The organism is Bacillus pfraonensis (assembly GCF_050768835.1).
Taxonomy (GTDB): Bacteria; Bacillota; Bacilli; order Bacillales; family Bacillaceae_G; genus Bacillus_A; species Bacillus_A pfraonensis.
Genome location: NZ_JAHCDO010000010.1, coordinates 73,435 through 93,786 on the forward strand (window position 1 = coordinate 73,435; position 20,352 = coordinate 93,786).

Genomic DNA, 20,352 nt, shown 5'->3' on the forward strand with positions numbered 1-20,352 from the left:
ATCACCTTGGCATGAGCTAGGGTGATTTTTATGTGCATAAAAAATTCTCTCCTCCTAAACATTTCTACTTTACTAACACAGCGTGATGGAGTACAATGTTCAAAATACATTTAAACCTATCGATTTTCTTTATATATATCAATAGATAAAAGGAGTGAATGTTTTATGCACCGTATTACGCTTGAACAAATTTTTCAACATCATATCACACAAAAATATGTCAACCGTTCTGGAATGGTCCATGCGATCGCCGTCGCTTACCATGCGTTTCACTTAGCTAAAAAACATCACGCCTCAGTTGATGCGGCAACAAAGGCTGGTTTTCTTCATGACATAGGACATCATACATGGTACACAGGCGGTGAATGGGACTATGATTTGTATAAAAAGAATGATATACATGCAATTAAAGGGGCAGAACGAGCTCACAAATTGCTTATTAGATTAGGTGAACATCCTAAGCTTGCAAAAGAAATTTCTATCGCCATTCTTCTTCATACGGATTCTTTCTTAGTAAAACAAGAAATTGAAAGAACACCTCTACAAAATATTATTAAATGGGCGGACGAAGCAGACGAAGAACCGAGCGGAGCACATCACTACCGAACAATTTCTTATGAAAAAGCATTGAAAGCCATTCAGCAATTAGATCGAATGGTAGAGCGTGAATTACAAGTGCAGCAAGCAAAATCTAACAAAAAAGCAGAACAAGTCTACCAATGAAAAAGAGGCATCGCTACAAAGTGATACCTCTTTTATTATTTTACAATGACTTCAAAAGCTTGCTCTTTTAGCACTTTCCGATAATCTGTTTTCTTTTCTCCTTCTTTACCTGATGTGACTGTCGGAGTAAACATAATTGTTGTAACACTATCGTCTAATTTTTTCAATATGATTCCAAATTGCTAGTAATATATCATCCATACATTCTTCATGTACGCTTTCTAAAGAAGATAAATGTTTTCGAATAACACTTTGCTTTTCATTTGTCGCTATACCTTTTGTTTTCTGGGAAATGGGGATTGATGGTGAGAAGGTCTTACCCATTCCAACTGTCCTGTATTGGGTTCTTTTCGCGTTAGCTGGTTTGTTCGCAGGTATAAGTGGAATACGTAACAAAACGATTAGTATTCGCAATATGGGAATGATTATTTTTACTGTAGGGATACTGGGAGCCATTTTCTATCAATTAATGTCTATACCTGATTCATTCTCCATTCCAGGATAATGTAATTTTCTCATTTTAATATCAAAACAAAAAAGCAGAGAAATTAATTCTCTGCTTTTCGATTTGGCTTATTACCTGATTGTAAGAAAAATGATAACACCCAAGCAATACCTGCTAATATTGTTGCAACTAAGAACGCATCATTAATACCGTTGATTGCGGATAGCTTCGAAATTTGTCCAAATAATAGCTGTGAGCTCATCGCATCTCCAGCTTGTGCTGATCCAGCCACGGATGCTAAACTTTGTCCCATTCCATGTACTTGATCAACTAAAATTGGGTTTGTTTTTGTTATCATATTTCCATAATCTGCAACGTGATTCGTTGTTTGTTGCGTCATAATTGTAATTAAGATCGCTGTACCAATTGAACCCGCTACTTGTCTTGATGTATTTTGCGTTGCTGTACCGTGAGAAATTAATTTCATCGGCAGCGCGTTCATACCAGCTGTCATAATTGGCATCATAATAAATGACATCCCAAATGAACGGATAATATAGTCCGTCATAATGACGCTATATGGTGTATCCATCGATAACTGCGTAAATTCATATGTTGCATATGTTGTAATCGCTAATCCAACGATTGCTAACGGGCGAATACCGTATTTATCAAATAACTTTCCTGCAATCGGTCCCATAATTCCCATAATTAATGATCCAGGAAGAAGTAGAAGACCTGATTCAATCGGCGTAAACCCGCGAATATTTTGAAGATATACAGGAAGTAATAACATACCACCGAATAATGCCATTGTTACAATCGCGTTAATTAATAAGGTAAAAGTAAACGTTGGGTATTTAAATACATGTAAATCTAGCATTTTGTTATCTGTCGTCATTTCTCTCCAAATAAATAACGCTATGCCAATTACACCAATGATAAGCGAAATCACAACTTCAGCACTGCTCCAGCTGTTATTTCCAGCTTCACTGAATCCATACAGTAAGCTACCAAGTCCAATACTCGAACTAATAACCCCAAACATATCTAGCTTTGTTTTTGAAACTGGCTGAGCCAGTGTAAAGAATTTTAAAGATAATAATGTAATAACTAAACCGATGGCAAACATCGCATAGAACATTAAGTTCCAGCTGTAATTTTCAATAACCCAACCTGTTACAGTTGGTCCGATTGCTGGCGCTAAAATCATCGCCACTCCAAGTAATCCCATCGCAGCTCCGCGCTTATGCGGCGGGAACAAAGTCATGAAAATATTCATACCAACTGGCATTAAAATCCCTGCGCCAACTGCTTGAATGACGCGTCCTATCATCATCATTGTGAAGTTTCCAGATATAGCACAAATAATAGAACCTACTGTGAAGAACAGCATCGCTGCTACAAATAACTTACGGTACGTAAACCTGGAAACTAAGAACGCACTAATTGGCACTAAAATCCCGTTCACAAGCATAAAGCCTGTAATTAACCATTGCGCTGTTGAAGTTGATACATTGAACTCGTTCATTAATGGAGGCAAGGCAACATTAATAATTGTTTGGTTTAAAATCGACACGAACATACCGAGAATTAATACCGCTACAACGGCTTTTACATTGACATTCTCTACCGGCATTTGCCGTTTCGATCTTTCTTGCTTTTTCGTTTCTTGTTTTGATGCTTCTAATTCAACTACATTTGAAGTTTCTTGCTCTGGTGGCTTTATTTCTATCTTACTTACGGCTGGGACTTGTTCTTCTCCCGCGTTCGTTTTTTTCTTTCTTAAAAGACGATTTACAAGGAAGAAGACGATGATACAAAATAATGCATATCCTGCAATTAAACCTGAGGACATTTTATCTTCCCCCCTTACTTATGAATACGAACTGTCACATTCATTCCAGGAACAATATTTACTGATTTACTATGATCTAGTGAAACTTTAACTGGTACAACTTGTGTTACTTTCGTATAGTTCGCTGTTGCGTTACTTGATGGCAGCATAGAGAATGTATTTGCCGTTGTTAATCCAACTTGTTCTACTTTTCCTGTTAAAGTTGTATCAGGATATGCATCTACATACACATCAACTTCTTGACCTTTTTGCACATCATCAACATCTGTTTCTTCAATATTTGCTGTTACCCATAAATCACTCATATCGTATGCATACGCAATTGGACTACCTGCCGCCACGAAAGCATTTGTTGTAGCATTTGATTGAACAACTGTTGCACTATGTGGAATTGTTACATCCATCGTTTGCTCACCATTTTGACTTGGTACAGAAACAGAACCTAATTTATCATTTTCATTGTAACTCTTACCTATTTCTGCATTCCATTCTGTTAATTTCCCTGCTACAGGTGATGCGATTGGGATTACTTTCCCATCGATTTTCGCATTATCTGTTTTCAAGTAATTTTCAGCTTGGTTATAGTAGTAATAACCGCCGATACCACCGCCAACTAATACAATTAATGTGATAATATTGATAATCACCATTCTTCGAAACTGATTCATTGCATTCCTCTCCTTATATCGCATATAATTTTTTTCTAAACTATTTCTACCCCTTTTATTTATACTGTTTAATTGTTAATTATATTAACAATTAAACTAAAAAAGCACACCTTGCGCATAGCAAACCAATCCTTTGCTTGTATGCTACCGGTGCTGTTTTCTAAAGGAATATCGTATATAATTATAAATAATTATTTTGAATCTACAACCGACAATTTGAGCTTATATGTTGGTTATCCAACACTACACTATAAATTTGTTGTTTAAGTAATCAAAATTCAGCAAGGAGAAGCAAAATGTCTATTAAAAATACAAACGATCCGCGTGTAAAACGAACGAGACAATTGATACAGGATGCTTTTGTCGCTTTAGTAGGCGAAAAAGGGTTTGAAAATGTAACAGTACAGCATATCGCTGAACGTGCTCCTGTCAATCGCGCTACCTTTTATAGCCATTATCATGATAAATACGATTTATTAGATAAGTGTATCGAGGAAATGCTAGCATCTTTATCAGAAGTGATTAAGCCCAAAAAGCAAACAAAAGAAGATTTGCAACTTACCTTTAATTCACCACATCCAATTTTTCTAGCCCTATTTGAACACATCGCTGATAATGCTACCTTTTACAACGTAATGCTCGGTGATAAAGCAGCTGGAAACTATTCTTATAAAATGATGAAGACCATTCAAACACATTTAACATTAAGCTTATCTATTTCTCAGCCAGATGATGAAGAACTTATGGTTCCTCGTGACATTCTCATTAGCTACGTAACAGGTGCACATATCGGGATGATTATGTCATGGTTAAAAAGAGGGATGATTTATACGCCACACTTTATGGCGATGCAGCTCACCCGCTTAATTATTTTAGGGGCTCATACTGCCGCTGGGTTAGAGAGACCTTTTTAAAAAGCCTTATTTATAATGGATCAACAACCTTTCATATATTCTTTGATAACATTTACAAAATCAACGGGGGGAGAGTATTGCTTTATGAAAAGAGGAATAAGTTTTCAACTACCTAATACTAATAACTATGACTCTTGTCTTGGAGATGTATTAAAACCAATAGACCTTTCCACTTTCGATTGGAGAGTTAGCCCCGTAGAGTCTTATTTAGTGGTTAATGATGAGTTAGATCTAGATCAAGATCTTTTGAAACAGATAATGAAATAATGGAAGGTACGGATCTTAAAAATCTATTAGAAAATAATGTCTATCGGATTATTTTTGCTGATTTACAAGCATATCCGAAAGGCAAAGTTTCAGAAATTGACACTTATGAAGAATTCGTTAAAAGTGAATGTGAACTTGTTCTTTTCGTAGTAGATAGCTACTATACCGTCATTTATTGCAAAGATAAAGAAAAACTCGAATTGCTTTATAAGAACGCAAAAGACTTCGGATTTGAAAATATACAATTTATTACTGATGAAAATGATACAAGAACAATAATAAGAGCGTAATAAAAATAGAAAAAGCGAAGGAACTTCCTTCGCTTTTTCTTATTAATTAAATGTGATATTATGTACAGCCTCTTTATCAAGACGTTTGATCACTTCTACAATTAACTTCACTGCATTTTCATAGTCATCACGGTGTAACATTGCCGCATGAGAGTGAATGTAACGAGTTGCAATCGTAATCGCCATAGACGGAATACCATTTACAGAAATATGAATTGCACCTGCGTCAGTGCCGCCACCAGCTACAGAATCATATTGATAAGGGATGTTTAATTCATCTGCCACATCAACTACGAAATTGCGAAGTCCAGTATGCCCAATGACAGATGCATCATATAAAATGATTTGTGGTCCATCACCCATTTTACTTTGCGCTTCTTTTTCGGTTACTCCTGGTGTATCACCAGCAATACCAACATCTACTGCAAACGCGATATCAGGTTTAATATAATGTGCAGATGTTTTCGCACCGCGCAGACCTACTTCTTCTTGCACAGTTCCAACGCCGTATACAACGTTTGGATGCTTTTCATCTTTTAATTGTTTTAACACATCAATTGCAATTGCACAGCCAATGCGATTATCCCACGCTTTTGCAAGTAACATCTTTTCATTTTTCATCACTTGGAATTCAAAGTATGGTACAACTTGATCTCCTGGTCGTACGCCCCATTCCATTGCTTCTTCTTTGCTAGAAGCACCGATATCAATGAACATATCCTTAATTTCAACCGGTTTTTTACGAGCTTCTGCTGGTAAAATATGAGGTGGTTTTGAACCAATTACACCAGTTACATCCCCCTTACGCGTTACGATTGTTACGCGCTGCGCAAGCATAACTTGTGACCACCAGCCACCAACTGTTTGGAAACGAAGGAAACCTTTGTCATCAATTTGCGTAATCATAAAACCAACTTCATCTAAGTGACCAGCTACCATAATTTTCGGACCGTTTTCTTCCCCTACTTTTTTCGCAACTAAACTCCCTAAATTATCTGTAGAAAGTTCATCTGCAAACGGCTCGATATACTTTTTCATTACTTCACGTGGTTCGCGCTCATTACCTGCAATACCACGTGCATCTGTTAATTCTTTTAGCATTGTCAATGTCGCATCTAATTTTGTCATTGTCAATACCTCCTTTTTCTTCAGTCACTTCATTATACAAAATCGCGTCAAAATATTCAAAAAACAACTCAATATCCTTGTGTTTGGCGCTGATGGTTCACTTCATTTTTATCTAAATATGCTTTTTCAATTTCTTCTTGTCCAAAATCAAGGGCTTGCCCAAGGCGAAGGTAGCTTGTAAATAGTTCAATATAATTTGTAATAGATGGCTGATCAGTAAAACGAATCACTTTCGCATACGTGTCTAAGAAAATTTCAACTTGTGTTTTGTTCGTTTGAGCACATTTATAAAACAAGAAGTTTTTATCAATTCCTAAGTCAATTCCAATCGATAAAATAAAGTGCAAACCATCTACATATTCTTCAAGAATAACTTCACGCTCAGCTGCTGGTTTTTTGCTCCAATATTTAAAACAACGTGTTTCATTTGCAAGTTCCCCAATTTCAACAAGCAGTGCTAACATTTTTTCTTTTAATAACTTCTTTGGTTGTAAGTCATGTTCCTTTACAATCCGATCATCTAATTCTTTTTGTAATTTAAATAGTTGTAGTAAGTCCATTCTATTCCTCCTCCAACATTGCCTAAATACAATGTTGTTTCATCTCATATTTATTGTAAGCTTAAAAACCCTACCCTTTATGATTCGCTTTTTATCCCCTTATAAGATAGCTTGTCCCTAAATCATCAGTACGTTTCAAACATTATCTACATATGATGAAACTTCCATATCATCTTTCCATTATAGCAGTGTCGTTTCTACTAGGAAAGATGCCTTTAAATGACAGTAAAAAAAGCCAAAGGAAGCTCCTCCGACTTTTTCACTGTATATTCTTCTATATTGTTATAGCCTTTATGCTTATTTTGTCATATCAAGTACAACACGTCCCTTAATCTTTCCTTCTTCCATTTCACTAAATATCTCATTAATTTCATCAAGCTGACGTGTTTCTATAATCGCTTTCACTTTTCCTTCTGCAGCAAATTGGAGTGCTTCCTGTAAATCTTTACGCGTTCCAACAATAGAGCCAACTATTTTCACTGCATTTAATACTGTATCAAAGATTGGTACTTCCATCATTTCTGGCGATAATCCTACTGCTACACATGCACCACCGCGTCTTCCATGTAAATGTTTCTAAGAATAAATAATATTATAAGTTGATTTAACGACACCATTTACATAGTGTTTCGCATCAACTAATTTTAATTTTAAACGCGGTTTCACGTTACCAAATAAAGGTGTTCCTTCACCAATTATGACTGGATTTATTTTCAATACTACTTGGTCAATTAGTTTTTGCTGAACTAACGAGCCAGCCAGTTCTCCGCCCCCGCAGAGCCACAGATTACCAGCTTCTTTCATTTTTAAGTTTGTGATAAACTCGACTGCATCTTCCCTAACAAGTTCTACTTTATCACTCGATTCAAATTGCATAGTATTTGAAAAGATATAATGCTTTAATTCTTTAAAATAACCTGGCTCTCCTGGCTTCGCACCAAATTGAAATCCAAACTCATATGTTTTTCTCCCCATTAATACCGCATTATATTCCTCGACATCGGCAATAAAATCTGATACATGTTCACCTTCATATAAAAAAGTCGAATCAGTAGCATCACCATCTAAGTCAGCAATAAAGCTATCCGCCGTAACTGCAATATGATAAATTAGCTTTGCCATGTAGTCCCCCCTCGTATCTTTTTCCATGCTCATTTCTATTTCTAATCCTTTTCTTTGTTTCCTGCTAGAGTTGTATCATTCAAATAAATAAAAAAAACCTTAGAAGAAAATCTTCTAAGGTTTTTAGACAATTATTTTAAGTTGCTTTTTGCAACTGTTGCTAATTCAGCGAAAGCTTTTTCGTCATGAACAGCTAAGTCAGCAAGCATTTTGCGGTTAACTTCGATACCAGCAAGTTTTAAACCGTGCATTAAACGGCTGTAAGAAAGACCATTCATGCGAGCAGCTGCGTTAATACGAGTGATCCATAATTTACGGAAGTCACGTTTCTTTTGACGACGGTCACGGAACGCATATAATAAAGACTTCATTACTTGTTGGTTAGCAACTTTGAATAAAGTATTTTTAGAACCGTAGTAACCTTTCGCTAGTTTAATCATTTTTTTACGACGTTTACGAGTAACTGTACCACCTTTTACTCTTGGCATAATATTACCTCCTAGATTGTTCTATATATAACCCGAACTTATTTTAAGTTGTCAAGCATTTGACGAATACGTTTGAAGTCACCAGCGCTTACTACACCAGCTTTACGTAGTTTACGTTTAGCTTTTGTAGATTTGTTAGCGAATAAGTGGCTTGTGTAAGCGTGAGAACGCTTAAGTTTACCAGATCCAGTCTTTTTGAAACGCTTTGCAGCGCCGCGATGAGTTTTTTGTTTAGGCATAGGTATTTCCTCCTCTATCTATTACTTATCGTTTTTCGGTGCTAAAACTAAGAACATACTGCGTCCTTCCATTTTAGGCTTAGATTCGATTGTACTAACTTCAGCACAAGCTTCAGCGAAACGATCTAAGACACGTTGACCGATTTCTTTATGAGTAATGGCACGTCCTTTAAAGCGAATTGATGCTTTAACCTTGTCGCCTTTCTCTAAAAACTTGATAGCATTACGAAGTTTTGTGTTAAAGTCGTGTTCATCAATTGTTGGACTTAAACGAACTTCTTTCATGCTAATTACTTTTTGATTTTTACGCTGTTCTTTTTCTTTCTTTTGTTGCTCAAAGCGGAATTTACCGTAGTCCATAATGCGGCATACTGGCGGTTTCGCATTTGGAGCAACCAATACTAAATCAAGATTAAGATTTGCAGCTAAGTCTAAAGCGTCATTACGAGACTTGATGCCAAGTTGATCACCATTCGCACCAACTAAACGTACTTCACGTGCACGAATTTGCTCGTTAATCATCATATCCTTGCTAATAGTAAGCCACCTCCAAGGTTTTCTTAGAATACGTTTGTAGTCGTAGAACCCAAACAAAAAAGTGTGGGCATACGAACACCCACACTTGTACAATCTAAAGTAAGAAAGACATTTACCTGCTAACTGCATATGCGTCAATCAGGTGAGAAGCGGGTGCTTCTACTTGTTCTACAAAACCATATTCTATTATCCTTGATGAGTTTACCACAGGATATAACGTCTGTCAAGAAGACGCGCTTTACTAACAACAAGAAATATTGTAACAAACAACACGAATACATGCAATACTTTTTTATGATAAGTATTGTTTGGTTATTATTTCTAATTCCTATTACTTGTATTATGCAAAAAAGTCGCGGCATGCCGCGACTTTTCATTAGCGTTTTCCTTCAACTTTAATCATATCGACAAACGCATCTAATGCGATTGTTTCTGATTTTTGCTCACCGTATTTACGTACGTTTACGCCGTTTTCAGCAACTTCATTGTCACCTACTACAAGCATGTACGGAATTTTTTGCATTTGTGCTTCACGAATTTTGTAACCAATTTTCTCTTCGCGAGTATCCACTTCAACACGGATACCAGCACGTTGCAAGTCTTCCTGTACTTTCTTCGCGTAGTCTAAATGTACTTGCGGAGAAACTGGAATTACTTGTACTTGAACTGGAGCTAACCAAGTTGGGAATGCACCTTTGTATTCTTCGATTAAGAAAGCAACGAAACGTTCCATAGTTGATACAACACCGCGGTGAATTACAACTGGACGATGTTGTTTACCATCTTCACCAACGTAAGTTAATTCAAAGCGTTCTGGAAGTAAGAAGTCTAATTGTACAGTTGAAAGTGTTTCGTCTTTTCCAAGTGCAGTACGAACTTGAACATCAAGTTTTGGACCATAGAATGCAGCTTCACCTTCAGCCTCATAGTACTCAAGACCCATTTCATCCATAGCTTCTTTTAGCATACCTTGTGCTTTTTCCCACATCTCATCGTCAGCATAATACTTTTTAGTATCTTCTGGATCACGATAAGATAGACGGAATGAATAATTCTCTAAACCAAAATCTTTGTATACTTCTAAAGTTAAGTTTACAACGCGTTTCAATTCTTCTTTAATTTGATCTGGACGAACGAAAATATGCGCATCATTTAAAGTCATTCCGCGTACACGTTGCAATCCAGATAGTGCACCAGACATTTCATAGCGGTGCATTGTTCCAAGCTCCGCAATACGGATTGGTAATTCACGATAGCTGTGAATATCGTTTTTATAAACCATCATATGGTGAGGACAGTTCATTGGACGAAGTACTAATTCTTCGTTATCCATTTCCATTGATGGGAACATGCCATCACGGTAGTGATTCCAGTGACCGGAAGTTTCATAAAGCTCTCTGCTTCCTAGTACTGGAGTGTATACATGGTCATATCCTAGGCTTGCTTCTTTATCGACGATATAACGCTCAATAATACGACGGATTGTTGCACCTTTTGGTAACCAAAGGGGTAAACCTTGTCCTACTTTTTGGCTATTTGTAAATAGTTTTAACTCTTTACCTAATTTACGGTGGTCACGCTCTTTCGCTTCTTCAAGCATACGCAAGTGCTCATCTAATTCTGCTTTTTTCACGAATGCAGTACCGTAAATACGTTGTAGCATTTTATTGTTGCTATCGCCGCGCCAGTAAGCACCTGCCACGCTTAATAATTTAAATACTTTAATCTTTCCTGTAGATGGAAGGTGAACACCACGACAAAGGTCGAAGAATTCGCCTTGTTCGTAAATTGAAATAACTGCATCTTCTGGAAGATCGTTAATTAAATCTAATTTTAACTCATCGCCAATTTCTTCATAACGACGAAGTGCTTCTGCACGTGGTACTTCGTGACGAACGATTTCTAAGTTCTCGTTCACAATTTTTTGCATTTCTTTTTCGATTTTTTTGAAGTCTTCAACTGTAATTGCTTCTTCCATATCGATATCGTAGTAGAAGCCATTTTCAATTACTGGACCGATACCAAGTTTCACATCTTTATATAAACGTTTTAACGCTTGTGCTAAAAGATGGGCTGTTGAGTGGCGTAAAATATATAAGCCCTCTTCAGAATCTAATGTAATGATAGAAACTGCACCATCTTCTTCGATTGGTGTAGAAAGATCGATCATCTCATCATTTAATTTTCCAGCCACAGCTTTTTTCTTTAAGCCTGGGCTAATAGAAGCTGCGATTTCTTCAGTTGTTGTTCCTTTAGGAAACTCCTTCACAGCTCCATCAGGGAAAGTAATTTTAACTACATCTGCCATCACTGGTCACTCCTTTTTTCTCAAAATAAAAAACACTCGTCCCATAAAAAGGGACGAGTGTTGAATTCGTGGTTCCACCCTTGTTCCAATTAACAAAACTGTTAATTGCTCAAGTACAACATAACGGTGTTGGCCGTTAGCAATTACTAGAAAAACGTTCACTGCTAAAGTTTAGAGGTGGTAAGTAATAAACCCGTACTAGGAAGCTCACACCCTAAGGCTTCCCTCTCTGAAAATCGTAGTAAATTACTCATGTCCTCATCGTGACATTTCAATATATTTCATTTATGTAGGTAATTATATGCTCAAAAACTTAGAAAATCAAGGGCGTTCCCTTTATTTTTTAAATTTTTAACGTTGTGTTCAAATTCATGCAGGGCACATAATTGAACTCGTTCTTGAAATACATTTTGAAGGGTAACAATCATATTGTGATCTTGTTCTTTCGTATACAAATAAATCATTTTCGGCGAAATAGAAAGAAGCGGTGCAATTACCTTCGTATCAATGTACACACCTTGCTTAGTTAGTAACTCCTCGTCTATATATTGAACCAATTTTTCTTGTTTTAAACGTATTCCTTTTTCATCATAAAAAATAAAACTTTCATCAAATACAAGATGTAAGCAGGATAACCGTGATTTTCGGCTACTCACTTGTTGCCGTAGCATTTCTACAAACATTTGATATTCTTGCTCCATTTTATATTCATCAATCGCTACTTCCGCAAGCCTGTGCACCATTTCCCTATATGTACGCAGGCGAAAACGAATATAAGACGAAAACGAAAATGAAAGCGGGTCACAGAGCCACCCTTTTAAAGAAGCCATAACATGAGTCTCGATTTGATTACGTGTTAAATCCCGGGTAATTCCTTTTCTTTTTCCATTTAAAATAGCTTGTGCCATATGTAAAATTTGATGGCATTCTTCTTCCTCTTCATAAAAAAACTTTTCTTTTAAAATAGCACGAAGCCATTCATTTTGTTTTATAGTAACAATAAAATAAAGGAGTACCGGTATCAAAACTTTCTCCATATAATTCGATTCGCATATTGGAATATGAATTGTTACCTTTTGTTCATATAAATAAACACTCGTTTCTTTATATATCTTTTCCGTTCTCTTTATCAGTTGTTGATATACGTGCACAGCATCATTTTTTTCTTCGAAGCAGATTTCAATCACTCTTGTCCCCCCTTTTATCCCGCTCTAAAGGACCGTTAACCTCTCAGCTCAAAACGAAGTGAGGCAAACATCCATAAGAGTCCGATCTGTGAAGCCTCACTCTAAGTAGAAATAAATCCCTTATCGCTGAAAGTCTTCACTCGATATTTCTTGCTAATTTTATATATATTAACGGTGGGAGAAAAAAATGATACAAGCTCGCATGAATTTTTAGATTATCAATATATTCCCATTGCTTAACCAAGCATAAAAAAAGAGTCTGTTTTCATACAAAACAGACTCTTTTTTAAGTACACATTAAAAATAACTTTCTCCTATTTCTTTCCTGCTTTAAGCATGACGACGATTCTTCCCGCCAATCGCAACCGGTTTTGCTAAATATTTAATACGCTCCATAATACGGGCTGCTTTCATTTCTTCTGCTTCTCCGCGCTGCGTATACGTTAAATGATGTTCTAACTGTTTAAAATCAAAATTAGACGTAAAGAACGTCGGTAAATTTTCTAGCATACGGAACTGCAGTATAGCTCCTAAGACATCATCACGCACGAAACTGGACATCGCTTCTGCCCCGATATCATCGAGCATTAAGACTGGTACATACTTTACTGCATCAATTTTCTCGCCAATCGTATTATTTTGTAGTGAACTTTTAATTTCACGCAAAAATTCCGGTAAGTACACAATCATTGAACTCACTTTCCGCTGCGCTAATTCATTTGCAATTGCTCCTAAAACGAATGTTTTTCCAACGCCAAACGGTCCATGGAAGTACAATGCTTGTACTTTTTTCCCCGGCTCATACTCACTTAAAAATTCATTCGCAGCACGGATTGCTTCGAAACGATTTCCATCAGACAGATCAAGAGAAGACATAGACGCCTGCAATATATCCTTAGGCATGTATACACTTTGAATAAGCTTCTCTTGTTTTTTTCTTTCATCATAAGCCACTTTTCTTACGCAACGATCATATTGAATATCAATCATCTTACCTTGAATAATCAATTTCGGCTCATATCCTTGAATCATATTTTTACATGATTCTAAGTTCGGACAATCTGCGCATCCAACACTTTGCCCAATGTATTCATATAGCTTCACAAGACTTCGTTCTATCATAGAAGTCGTTACTTCACCTTTATGTTCTTCGATAAACTCTTTCACACGCGGATGTGCCATCACTTCCGCTTTTAACACTTCATATCTATTTTTAAAATTCTCATTTTGCATCAACTTTGCAAATGAATTTTGAATATGCTCCATTTTCTCACCTCAAAGAGCGTTCATTCTCCTCTATTAATCACGCTTATATTTTTTCAACTCTTCTTCCAATCTCTTTCGTTCTTCTTCTAGCTTGCTCGGATTTTCTTTTGAACTTGCACCTTTTGGTAATTGTTCTTTCGGTTTTTCTTTCGTTTCTTCCTTAAGCCAATCTGGCACCATCTCTGTCCGTACTGCTTTCTTCGTTGTACGACCTTTCTTTTTCGTCTCAGCCCACTCTTGATATTGACGATTCTCTTCTTTTGCTAAAGTCATTGCTTCTGATACGGTACCAACCTTTTTTCGCGCCCAATGCCCCGCAATTTTCTCGACATATGATTTAGCCAGTTTCATATCAGAACGGAGCATAACATAATAAATGAGTACGTTGACAACACCAGGCGCTAGTTTTTGACTCAACATCACTTCTTCTACAATTTGCAAATCTGCTTTTGTCGGTTCTGCCCCGCCTGATATTTCTTTTAATAATTGTTTCGGTGAAATTTCCTCAAGCTGTTTGATAAGCATCTCTTCTTGCGTAGTTGGCTCTTTCTCTTTCATCGTACGCGCAGAATGAGGTTGCACCCGTTCACTTAACACCGGAAGTGCTTGGCCGTTTTCAAATTGATACCAATCACGCGCTCCTTTACGAAGCCTTTCCATATCAATTGTTTGCACTTCTGTCATTGCACCAAGAACTATATTTTGCATCGATAATACATCAACGTCATACACGTAGGCTAGCGTAATGACACATTCCCGTATTTGATCCGTAATTGCTTTTCTTGGGACAAGCGTTGATAACCCTTCTACAAATAAAGAAAAATCAAAGAAATCATTCCAAACCTTAGGGGCAGCCCCTTGTTCATTTCCAGGCATGACCGTTGTCTTTGGAATACGAACTTCCTCTTGCGCATGCTCAAATTGACCTGGATTAAATGAACCAAATACTTCATTAAAAGAACGTGTAACATTTTCATATGAAGTAAAATCGAACTCTTCTTCTAAGAAGTATTGCTTAACTTGATTATATTTCGCCCGACTTAATCTGTTGTACAAGAAAATGCTCAAAACAATATCATCAAAAAATTGTTTTGGAGTTAGCGGTGGCTGCAATTCGTATATAAACATTCGAATATCTTTCTCTTTTTTAATGTATACGTTTAAAAGCCCAATTGCTTCTAATTTTATCCGTTCTTCATATACTTCAGGAAGCTGCATTTGCATTGTCACCATAAGAGAGTGATGTGTATTCTCTTTTCCAAATACACGATCCTGCTCTAGTTCTCCCCACAGCGTCATGTATAGGCTAAAAGCCTTGCTACCCACTAATGGTTGATATAACATCGTTAATACCTTCCGATCGTAATTATGCAATAGCCCTTTTGCACTTACTTTATAACGATCGATTGGCAATAGCTCCATCCATGACTGTTTTTCCATTCTGGCAATTCCTTTCTTTTGTCCATTTTACGTATTTTATTAGTAAAAAAGAGCTAACAGCTTACGCTTATAGCTCTTTTTCACGTAATTTGCGGGTTCAATTCTTCCATCATCCCCAAAAGAAATGAAACGAAGAGACAGCCACCGCGAATCAGAGTTTTACCTTATTCTCTTTCTTTTTGCAGTATATCTTTTAATTCCTCGATGAATACATTTAAATCTTTAAATTGACGGTATACAGACGCAAATCGTACATAAGCAACATCGTCAATATCTCGAAGTGCTTCCATTACGATTTCACCGATCATATCGCTTTTCACTTCTGATATTCCTAAATTACGAAGTTCACGCTCTACATTTTGCGTTACTTCTTCTAATTGTTTTAACGATACAGGTCTTTTTTCACACGCTTTAATTAGTCCACGCAAAATCTTTTCTTTATTAAACTCTTCTCGTGTTCCCTCTTTTTTTACAACAATAAGAGGTGGTTCTTCTACTCGCTCAAATGTCGTAAATCGATTTAAACAACTTTCACACTCTCTTCTTCTTCGAATGGAGCGCCCCTCATCTACTGGACGTGAATCCAATACTCTTGTACCATTATGAAAACAGGTTGGACAACGCAACTCATTCACTCCCTTGCAATTTAATCTTCATTCTTCTCATTTCATCTACATGTGAAAATATATATACAATATTATATAACCTATTTGTCTACGCTTACTACTTCCATTTATATAAACTAAAAAAGAGGTGCATTATACACCTCTTTACATTTTAAATCAATTATGTTCTTTTTTAAAGAGCTTTTGTTTCTCTATGCTTAATTTCGAAGCTACCTGTGCCTCGAGGAAGCTCGATGCTCTCTCGCGTTTTCGCATTTAAACCTTCTGCAATGTATTCTGCAGCAACATTTGGATCAATACGATCCCCGCAAGTATAAACATCAATACTTGCATAGCCGTGTTCTGGAAAGCTATGAATTGTTAAATGTGATTCCGAAATGATTACAACTCCACTTACACCCTGCGGCGCAAATTTATGAAAAGCAACCTCACGTACTTCAGCACCAGCTCTTAGTGCTGCATCCACAAATAATTGTTCAATAAACGGCATATCATTAAGCTTGTCGAAATCGCAATCCCAAAGTTCAGCGATTACGTGACGACCCATCGTGTCCATAGTATCCATTCTACAGTTCCCCCTCATAAAAATTTAATCTAACTGTTCGAATTGAAAACTAATTTGCAATTTGGCTTGCTCCACTACCACGGGGGAAAGTTAGTCCAGAGAGGTCCTAACCCTTTAAGTAGTGACTACGTACCTCAGCTCTTAAGTTTACGAGTGTTAGTATACTTTGTTTATTTTCATTTTGCAACAACAGTTTTTTCGATTTTTTGTCATATTCTCTCCTTTACTTTTCACAAAATAAATTAATTGATTCACAAATGCAGTAATCACAATGGTTTTTCCTATGTACCATTCGCAAAAATATGCTTGTATAATTTTTTTCTTTTCAGAAGAAAACATAAAAAAGAAGACAAGCAATCGCTTGCCTTCCTTGTATCATTAAATGTGTTGTACACTTTCTTGTTTCGCTAATTCAGTAACAACTAGCTTCACAAGATCTACAACACGGCGAGAGTAACCCCACTCGTTATCATACCAAGCTAGTACTTTCACTTTGCGTTCACCCATTACCATTGTAGATAAACCATCAATGATAGCTGAATGTGTATTTGTATTAAAGTCAATTGAAACTAAAGGTTCCTCACTGAACTCAATAATCCCTTTCAATGCACCGTTCGCAACAGTTTTAAACGCTTCATTAATTTCCTCAACTGTTACATCACGTTTCACATCTACTACTAAGTCAACAAGAGACACGTTTGGTGTCGGAACGCGAAGTGCCATCCCATGAAGCTTTCCATTTAAATGCGGAAGAACTTTCGCTAAGGCTTTCGCAGCACCTGTTGTTGTAGGAATAATAGACTGTCCACAAGCACGTGCTCTTCGTAAATCTTTATGTGGGTTATCAATATTTTTTTGGTCATTTGTATAAGCATGAACAGTTGTCATTAAACCGTTTTCAATTCCGAACTGCTCATCTAACACCTTAACAACAGGCGCTAAACAGTTTGTTGTACAAGATGCATTTGAAATCACAGTATGTTTTGTAATATCTAATTGTTCTTCGTTTACACCAACTACAACTGTTACATCTTCATTTTTACCAGGTGCTGTTAAAATAACTTTTTTCGCCCCAGCTTCCACATGAAGAATTGCTTTTTCTTTCGCATTAAATTTACCAGTTGCTTCGATTACAACTTCAACCCCTAGTTCTTTCCAAGGCAATTCTTTTGGATCGCGGTTATTTAGAAGGCGAATCATTTTCCCATCCACTAATAAATGATCTTCAAATGCTTCCACTGTTCCGTCAAACTTGCCATGAACTGTATCATACTTGATTAAATGTGCTAATGTTTCTGATGGATAGCTTGCGTTGATTGCTACAATTTCGAATGCGCTTTCTTTTATTGCTTGACGAAATACCATTCTTCCAATACGTCCAAATCCATTAATTGCCACACGAATCATAATATGTTATCCCCCTTGAATGCGTTATACTATTTATCTCCAATCCCAATAATAGTATAACACAAAAAGAAGATATGTCACTAAGCATTTTCACTAATTTCATATTTTTTTAATTAATGATGTTCCACTCTTTTAAAATGAGTTGTAATTGTGCTTTTGTCTCAGTAATTGTGCCATCATTATAAATAACTTTATTAGCTAATGTTACTTTCTCTGCTAAAGACATTTGCGAACCAATGCGCGCTTTTGCTTCCTCTTCTGTAAAGCCATTCCGCTTCATTAAGCGTTCTAACTGTGTACTAGGCGATACAGCTACAACTAAAATTTGATCCACAATTTCTGTTAACTTACTTTCAAATAACAGCGGAATGTCTAGCACAACCGCTTGCACACCTTCCTTTATGTACATATTCTTCTGAGCATTCATTTCTTTGCGGACAGCTGGATGAACGATTTTGTTTAAATGCAATCGTTTTTCTTCATTATGAAATACAATACTCCCAAGCTTCAGACGATCAAGTTCACCATCTGCTTGTAATATTTCTTCACCAAATACCTCTACAATTTCTTTATACGCTTCTTTACCTTGTTCTACAACTTCTCTTGCAATAATATCCGCATCAATAACAGGTATACTCAGCTCACGAAACATTTGTGAAACCGTACTTTTTCCGCTTGCAATACCTCCCGTTAAACCAATAACAATTGTCATTATGCTCCCTCCTTATGAATAAGAGCGTGAAACTTATGTTTCACGCTCCCACTTACATCTTCCAAATACCAATAATAATGAGTAAAATCCCAGGTAGGAACGTAAATTTTTGTAACCATCGCATATTTGATAAAACAGTTCCTAGCCTCATTCCGATAAATAAAAACAAAGAACTCATAACGGCAACTAACACTGCCATCATGGCTGGTGTATATCCCAGTAAGGATGCACCAATCCCTGCTCCAAACGAGTCTACAGAAAGAGCGATACCTAGCAGCAATGCTTCTCCACTAGAAATTGTGCCTGATTTATCAAAATCGGCAACAGTCGGTTTCCGCAAAATTTGAATGACTAATCCAAGTGAAGCAATTTCTAATTTCCAAACTTTCTCTTCGTGCTGCGGCTCATCTTTTTTCTCACTCCGAAAAAATTGATATACAACCCACGCTCCAATAGCTATTAGAACGATTCCGCCAATACGCGTTGCAATCACTGGGGAAAACACTTTGGCAATCATATGTCCAATTCCCATCGACACAAGCATAACAGCCGCTGAACACATTCCAATGATGAGTATCGATTTTAACGGAATCCGTACGCTCCGCAGACCATAAGTAAGCCCTACACTACAGCTATCCAAACTTAATGTAAAAGCTAATAAAATAAGAGAGAAATATTGATACATCGGTAAGCTCCTTCCCTATACATAGCTTTGCTGTATGTATATGACAAATGCCTATCCGATGTTATTAGAAAAAATATCTTTCTTAGCTTTTTGGCTGGCATATAGGACAATAGTGTGTCCCTCGTCCACCAACAACTGTCTTTTCAATCACGTTCCCACAAGTTACGCACGGTTCACCTTTTCTTCCGTACACATTTAAAAGCTCCTGAAACGAGCCGATTTGTCCTTGTGAATTGATATACGTTCTAATTGTACTTCCACCACGCTTAACCGCTTCTCCTAACGTCTCAACGGTTGCCGCATGAATCTTTTCTATTTCAGCTTTCGTTAAAGACGAAGCTTCTCGTTCCGGATGAATCCCGGAACGGAATAAAACTTCATCTACATAGATATTACCAAGCCCAACTAAAAGACGTTGGTCTAGCAATACAACTTTTATTTTGCGGTTTGTTTTTTGCAGTCTTTCTTGTAAATACACTGGTGACAATTTTGCATCAAACGGCTCAGGCCCTAAATCTGCAAGTGGCATTTGGTCGAATTCTTCTCCTTTTCTAAAGAGATGCATCGTACCAAACTTTCTTACATCTTTATAGTGCAATTCCGTCCCATCTGTAAACTGAAAACGCACATGCGTATGTTTATCAATTGGTTCATCGCCTTCATGAAGCAAATACTTGCCTTCCATACGCAAATGTGAAACAATCACATATTTTGTTACATATAGAAGTAAAAACTTACCTCTTCGCTCAATTCGTTCAATCTTTTCACCGCGTAACATTTCTTTAAAAAGCTCAGCGTCATCAGGTCGCTTTACTAATTTCGGATATGTTACAATTACATCTTTAATTATCTTTCCCGTTACAAGGTTTTCAAGAGTCCTTCTAACGTTTTCAACCTCTGGTAGTTCAGGCATTCAA

21 protein-coding genes, 3 pseudogenes and 2 other annotated features are annotated in these 20,352 nt (G+C 36.8%); of the genes and pseudogenes, 4 read left to right on the forward strand and 20 right to left on the reverse strand.

Going from position 1 to position 20,352, the window contains the following annotated elements; all coding sequences use genetic code 11:
* Positions 1-165: 165 nt before the first annotated feature.
* Positions 166-723, forward strand: coding sequence for an HD domain-containing protein (locus KFD70_RS11520; protein ID WP_336450321.1), 558 nt, complete (start codon positions 166-168; stop codon positions 721-723).
* Positions 724-758: 35 nt separating this feature from the next.
* Here KFD70_RS11520 and KFD70_RS11525 read toward each other — a convergent pair.
* Positions 759-887 (reverse strand): annotated as a pseudogene (locus KFD70_RS11525) (DUF4179 domain-containing protein); the annotation flags it as partial.
* 26 nt (positions 888-913) lie between these two features.
* Here KFD70_RS11525 and KFD70_RS11530 point away from each other — a divergent pair.
* Positions 914-1,228 carry a DNA-binding protein gene (locus KFD70_RS11530; RefSeq protein ID WP_336450628.1) on the forward strand — a complete coding sequence of 105 codons (315 nt, stop codon included), beginning with the start codon at positions 914-916 and terminating at the stop codon, positions 1,226-1,228.
* Between the two features lie 43 nt (positions 1,229-1,271).
* Here KFD70_RS11530 and KFD70_RS11535 read toward each other — a convergent pair whose 3' ends face one another.
* Both KFD70_RS11535 and KFD70_RS11540 read right to left on the reverse strand, forming a co-directional pair.
* Entirely contained in the window at positions 1,272-3,026 is a 1,755-nt protein-coding gene (locus tag KFD70_RS11535; RefSeq protein ID WP_336450322.1) for a DHA2 family efflux MFS transporter permease subunit, read from the reverse strand.
* 14 nt (positions 3,027-3,040) lie between these two features.
* A complete protein-coding gene (locus KFD70_RS11540; RefSeq protein ID WP_336450323.1) occupies positions 3,041-3,694 on the reverse strand; it encodes an HlyD family secretion protein in 654 nt (217 codons plus the stop codon).
* Positions 3,695-3,990: 296 nt separating this feature from the next.
* On the opposite strand from KFD70_RS11540, the gene KFD70_RS11545 reads away from it, so the two are divergent.
* On the forward strand, positions 3,991-4,608 hold the full coding sequence (locus KFD70_RS11545; RefSeq protein ID WP_336450324.1) for a TetR/AcrR family transcriptional regulator: 618 nt from the start codon (positions 3,991-3,993) through the stop codon (positions 4,606-4,608).
* 84 nt (positions 4,609-4,692) lie between these two features.
* Positions 4,693-5,165: pseudogene (locus KFD70_RS11550) on the forward strand (DUF2691 family protein).
* Between the two features lie 42 nt (positions 5,166-5,207).
* Here KFD70_RS11550 and KFD70_RS11555 read toward each other — a convergent pair.
* The 17 genes and pseudogenes from KFD70_RS11555 to mutM all read right to left on the reverse strand — a co-directional run bounded on the left by KFD70_RS11555 (position 5,208) and on the right by mutM (position 20,348).
* Positions 5,208-6,293, reverse strand: coding sequence for a M42 family metallopeptidase (locus KFD70_RS11555; protein WP_336450325.1), 1,086 nt, complete (start codon positions 6,291-6,293; stop codon positions 5,208-5,210).
* Positions 6,294-6,361: 68 nt separating this feature from the next.
* Positions 6,362-6,853, reverse strand: coding sequence for a dUTP diphosphatase (locus KFD70_RS11560; RefSeq protein ID WP_000365055.1), 492 nt, complete (start codon positions 6,851-6,853; stop codon positions 6,362-6,364).
* 297 nt (positions 6,854-7,150) lie between these two features.
* Positions 7,151-7,414 (reverse strand): annotated as a pseudogene (locus KFD70_RS11565) (zinc-dependent alcohol dehydrogenase); the annotation flags it as partial.
* 15 nt (positions 7,415-7,429) lie between these two features.
* Positions 7,430-7,975 (reverse strand): dihydrofolate reductase family protein, encoded by a 546-nt coding sequence (locus KFD70_RS11570; protein WP_336450326.1) that lies wholly within the window; start codon positions 7,973-7,975, stop codon positions 7,430-7,432.
* A 131-nt stretch (positions 7,976-8,106) separates the two neighbouring features.
* On the reverse strand, positions 8,107-8,463 hold the full coding sequence (gene rplT, locus KFD70_RS11575; RefSeq protein ID WP_017153952.1) for a 50S ribosomal protein L20: 357 nt from the start codon (positions 8,461-8,463) through the stop codon (positions 8,107-8,109).
* Between the two features lie 38 nt (positions 8,464-8,501).
* Complete coding sequence (gene rpmI, locus KFD70_RS11580) at positions 8,502-8,702, reverse strand: 50S ribosomal protein L35 (protein ID WP_001125945.1); 201 nt, start codon at positions 8,700-8,702, stop codon at positions 8,502-8,504.
* A gap of 21 nt (positions 8,703-8,723) precedes the next feature.
* Entirely contained in the window at positions 8,724-9,227 is a 504-nt protein-coding gene (gene infC, locus KFD70_RS11585; RefSeq protein WP_174101776.1) for a translation initiation factor IF-3, read from the reverse strand.
* A 61-nt stretch (positions 9,228-9,288) separates the two neighbouring features.
* Positions 9,289-9,410 (reverse strand) — a sequence feature (ribosomal protein L20 leader region).
* Positions 9,411-9,615: 205 nt separating this feature from the next.
* Positions 9,616-11,547 (reverse strand): threonine--tRNA ligase, encoded by a 1,932-nt coding sequence (thrS, locus tag KFD70_RS11590; protein ID WP_336450327.1) that lies wholly within the window; start codon positions 11,545-11,547, stop codon positions 9,616-9,618.
* A 46-nt stretch (positions 11,548-11,593) separates the two neighbouring features.
* Positions 11,594-11,821: a binding site (T-box leader), on the reverse strand.
* 31 nt (positions 11,822-11,852) lie between these two features.
* The gene (gene ytxC, locus KFD70_RS11595) at positions 11,853-12,734 is read right to left on the reverse strand and encodes a putative sporulation protein YtxC (protein WP_336450328.1); all 882 of its coding nucleotides are present in this window, start codon (positions 12,732-12,734) and stop codon (positions 11,853-11,855) included.
* Positions 12,735-13,064: 330 nt separating this feature from the next.
* Positions 13,065-14,000: a primosomal protein DnaI gene (gene dnaI, locus KFD70_RS11600; RefSeq protein WP_336450329.1), complete on the reverse strand. Its 936-nt coding sequence runs from the start codon at positions 13,998-14,000 to the stop codon at positions 13,065-13,067.
* 33 nt (positions 14,001-14,033) lie between these two features.
* The gene (locus tag KFD70_RS11605; protein WP_336450330.1) at positions 14,034-15,440 is read right to left on the reverse strand and encodes a replication initiation and membrane attachment family protein; all 1,407 of its coding nucleotides are present in this window, start codon (positions 15,438-15,440) and stop codon (positions 14,034-14,036) included.
* 164 nt (positions 15,441-15,604) lie between these two features.
* Complete coding sequence (nrdR, locus tag KFD70_RS11610) at positions 15,605-16,066, reverse strand: transcriptional regulator NrdR (RefSeq protein WP_001203688.1); 462 nt, start codon at positions 16,064-16,066, stop codon at positions 15,605-15,607.
* A gap of 172 nt (positions 16,067-16,238) precedes the next feature.
* The gene (gene speD / locus KFD70_RS11615; protein WP_006096185.1) at positions 16,239-16,622 is read right to left on the reverse strand and encodes an adenosylmethionine decarboxylase; all 384 of its coding nucleotides are present in this window, start codon (positions 16,620-16,622) and stop codon (positions 16,239-16,241) included.
* A gap of 387 nt (positions 16,623-17,009) precedes the next feature.
* On the reverse strand, positions 17,010-18,038 hold the full coding sequence (locus tag KFD70_RS11620; RefSeq protein WP_336450331.1) for a glyceraldehyde-3-phosphate dehydrogenase: 1,029 nt from the start codon (positions 18,036-18,038) through the stop codon (positions 17,010-17,012).
* 109 nt (positions 18,039-18,147) lie between these two features.
* Positions 18,148-18,750, reverse strand: coding sequence for a dephospho-CoA kinase (gene coaE / locus KFD70_RS11625; protein ID WP_336450332.1), 603 nt, complete (start codon positions 18,748-18,750; stop codon positions 18,148-18,150).
* 52 nt (positions 18,751-18,802) lie between these two features.
* Positions 18,803-19,435: a sporulation membrane protein YtaF gene (gene ytaF / locus KFD70_RS11630; protein WP_336450333.1), complete on the reverse strand. Its 633-nt coding sequence runs from the start codon at positions 19,433-19,435 to the stop codon at positions 18,803-18,805.
* Between the two features lie 82 nt (positions 19,436-19,517).
* Positions 19,518-20,348, reverse strand: coding sequence for a DNA-formamidopyrimidine glycosylase (mutM, locus tag KFD70_RS11635; RefSeq protein ID WP_336450334.1), 831 nt, complete (start codon positions 20,346-20,348; stop codon positions 19,518-19,520).
* Between the last annotated feature and the right edge of the window lie 4 nt (positions 20,349-20,352).

Coding starts and splice junctions, on each gene's coding strand:
- KFD70_RS11520 (WP_336450321.1), top strand. CDS start 166: ATGCACCGTATTACGCTTGAACAAATTTTTCAACATCATATCACACAA.
- KFD70_RS11535 (WP_336450322.1), bottom strand. CDS start 3,026: ATGTCCTCAGGTTTAATTGCAGGATATGCATTATTTTGTATCATCGTC.
- KFD70_RS11540 (WP_336450323.1), bottom strand. CDS start 3,694: ATGAATCAGTTTCGAAGAATGGTGATTATCAATATTATCACATTAATT.
- KFD70_RS11545 (WP_336450324.1), top strand. CDS start 3,991: ATGTCTATTAAAAATACAAACGATCCGCGTGTAAAACGAACGAGACAA.
- KFD70_RS11555 (WP_336450325.1), bottom strand. CDS start 6,293: ATGACAAAATTAGATGCGACATTGACAATGCTAAAAGAATTAACAGAT.
- KFD70_RS11560 (WP_000365055.1), bottom strand. CDS start 6,853: ATGGACTTACTACAACTATTTAAATTACAAAAAGAATTAGATGATCGG.
- KFD70_RS11570 (WP_336450326.1), bottom strand. CDS start 7,975: ATGGCAAAGCTAATTTATCATATTGCAGTTACGGCGGATAGCTTTATT.
- rplT (WP_017153952.1), bottom strand. CDS start 8,463: ATGCCAAGAGTAAAAGGTGGTACAGTTACTCGTAAACGTCGTAAAAAA.
- rpmI (WP_001125945.1), bottom strand. CDS start 8,702: ATGCCTAAACAAAAAACTCATCGCGGCGCTGCAAAGCGTTTCAAAAAG.
- infC (WP_174101776.1), bottom strand. CDS start 9,227: ATGATGATTAACGAGCAAATTCGTGCACGTGAAGTACGTTTAGTTGGT.
- thrS (WP_336450327.1), bottom strand. CDS start 11,547: ATGGCAGATGTAGTTAAAATTACTTTCCCTGATGGAGCTGTGAAGGAG.
- dnaI (WP_336450329.1), bottom strand. CDS start 14,000: ATGGAGCATATTCAAAATTCATTTGCAAAGTTGATGCAAAATGAGAAT.
- KFD70_RS11605 (WP_336450330.1), bottom strand. CDS start 15,440: ATGGAAAAACAGTCATGGATGGAGCTATTGCCAATCGATCGTTATAAA.
- speD (WP_006096185.1), bottom strand. CDS start 16,622: ATGGACACGATGGGTCGTCACGTAATCGCTGAACTTTGGGATTGCGAT.
- KFD70_RS11620 (WP_336450331.1), bottom strand. CDS start 18,038: ATGATTCGTGTGGCAATTAATGGATTTGGACGTATTGGAAGAATGGTA.
- coaE (WP_336450332.1), bottom strand. CDS start 18,750: ATGACAATTGTTATTGGTTTAACGGGAGGTATTGCAAGCGGAAAAAGT.
- ytaF (WP_336450333.1), bottom strand. CDS start 19,435: ATGTATCAATATTTCTCTCTTATTTTATTAGCTTTTACATTAAGTTTG.
- mutM (WP_336450334.1), bottom strand. CDS start 20,348: ATGCCTGAACTACCAGAGGTTGAAAACGTTAGAAGGACTCTTGAAAAC.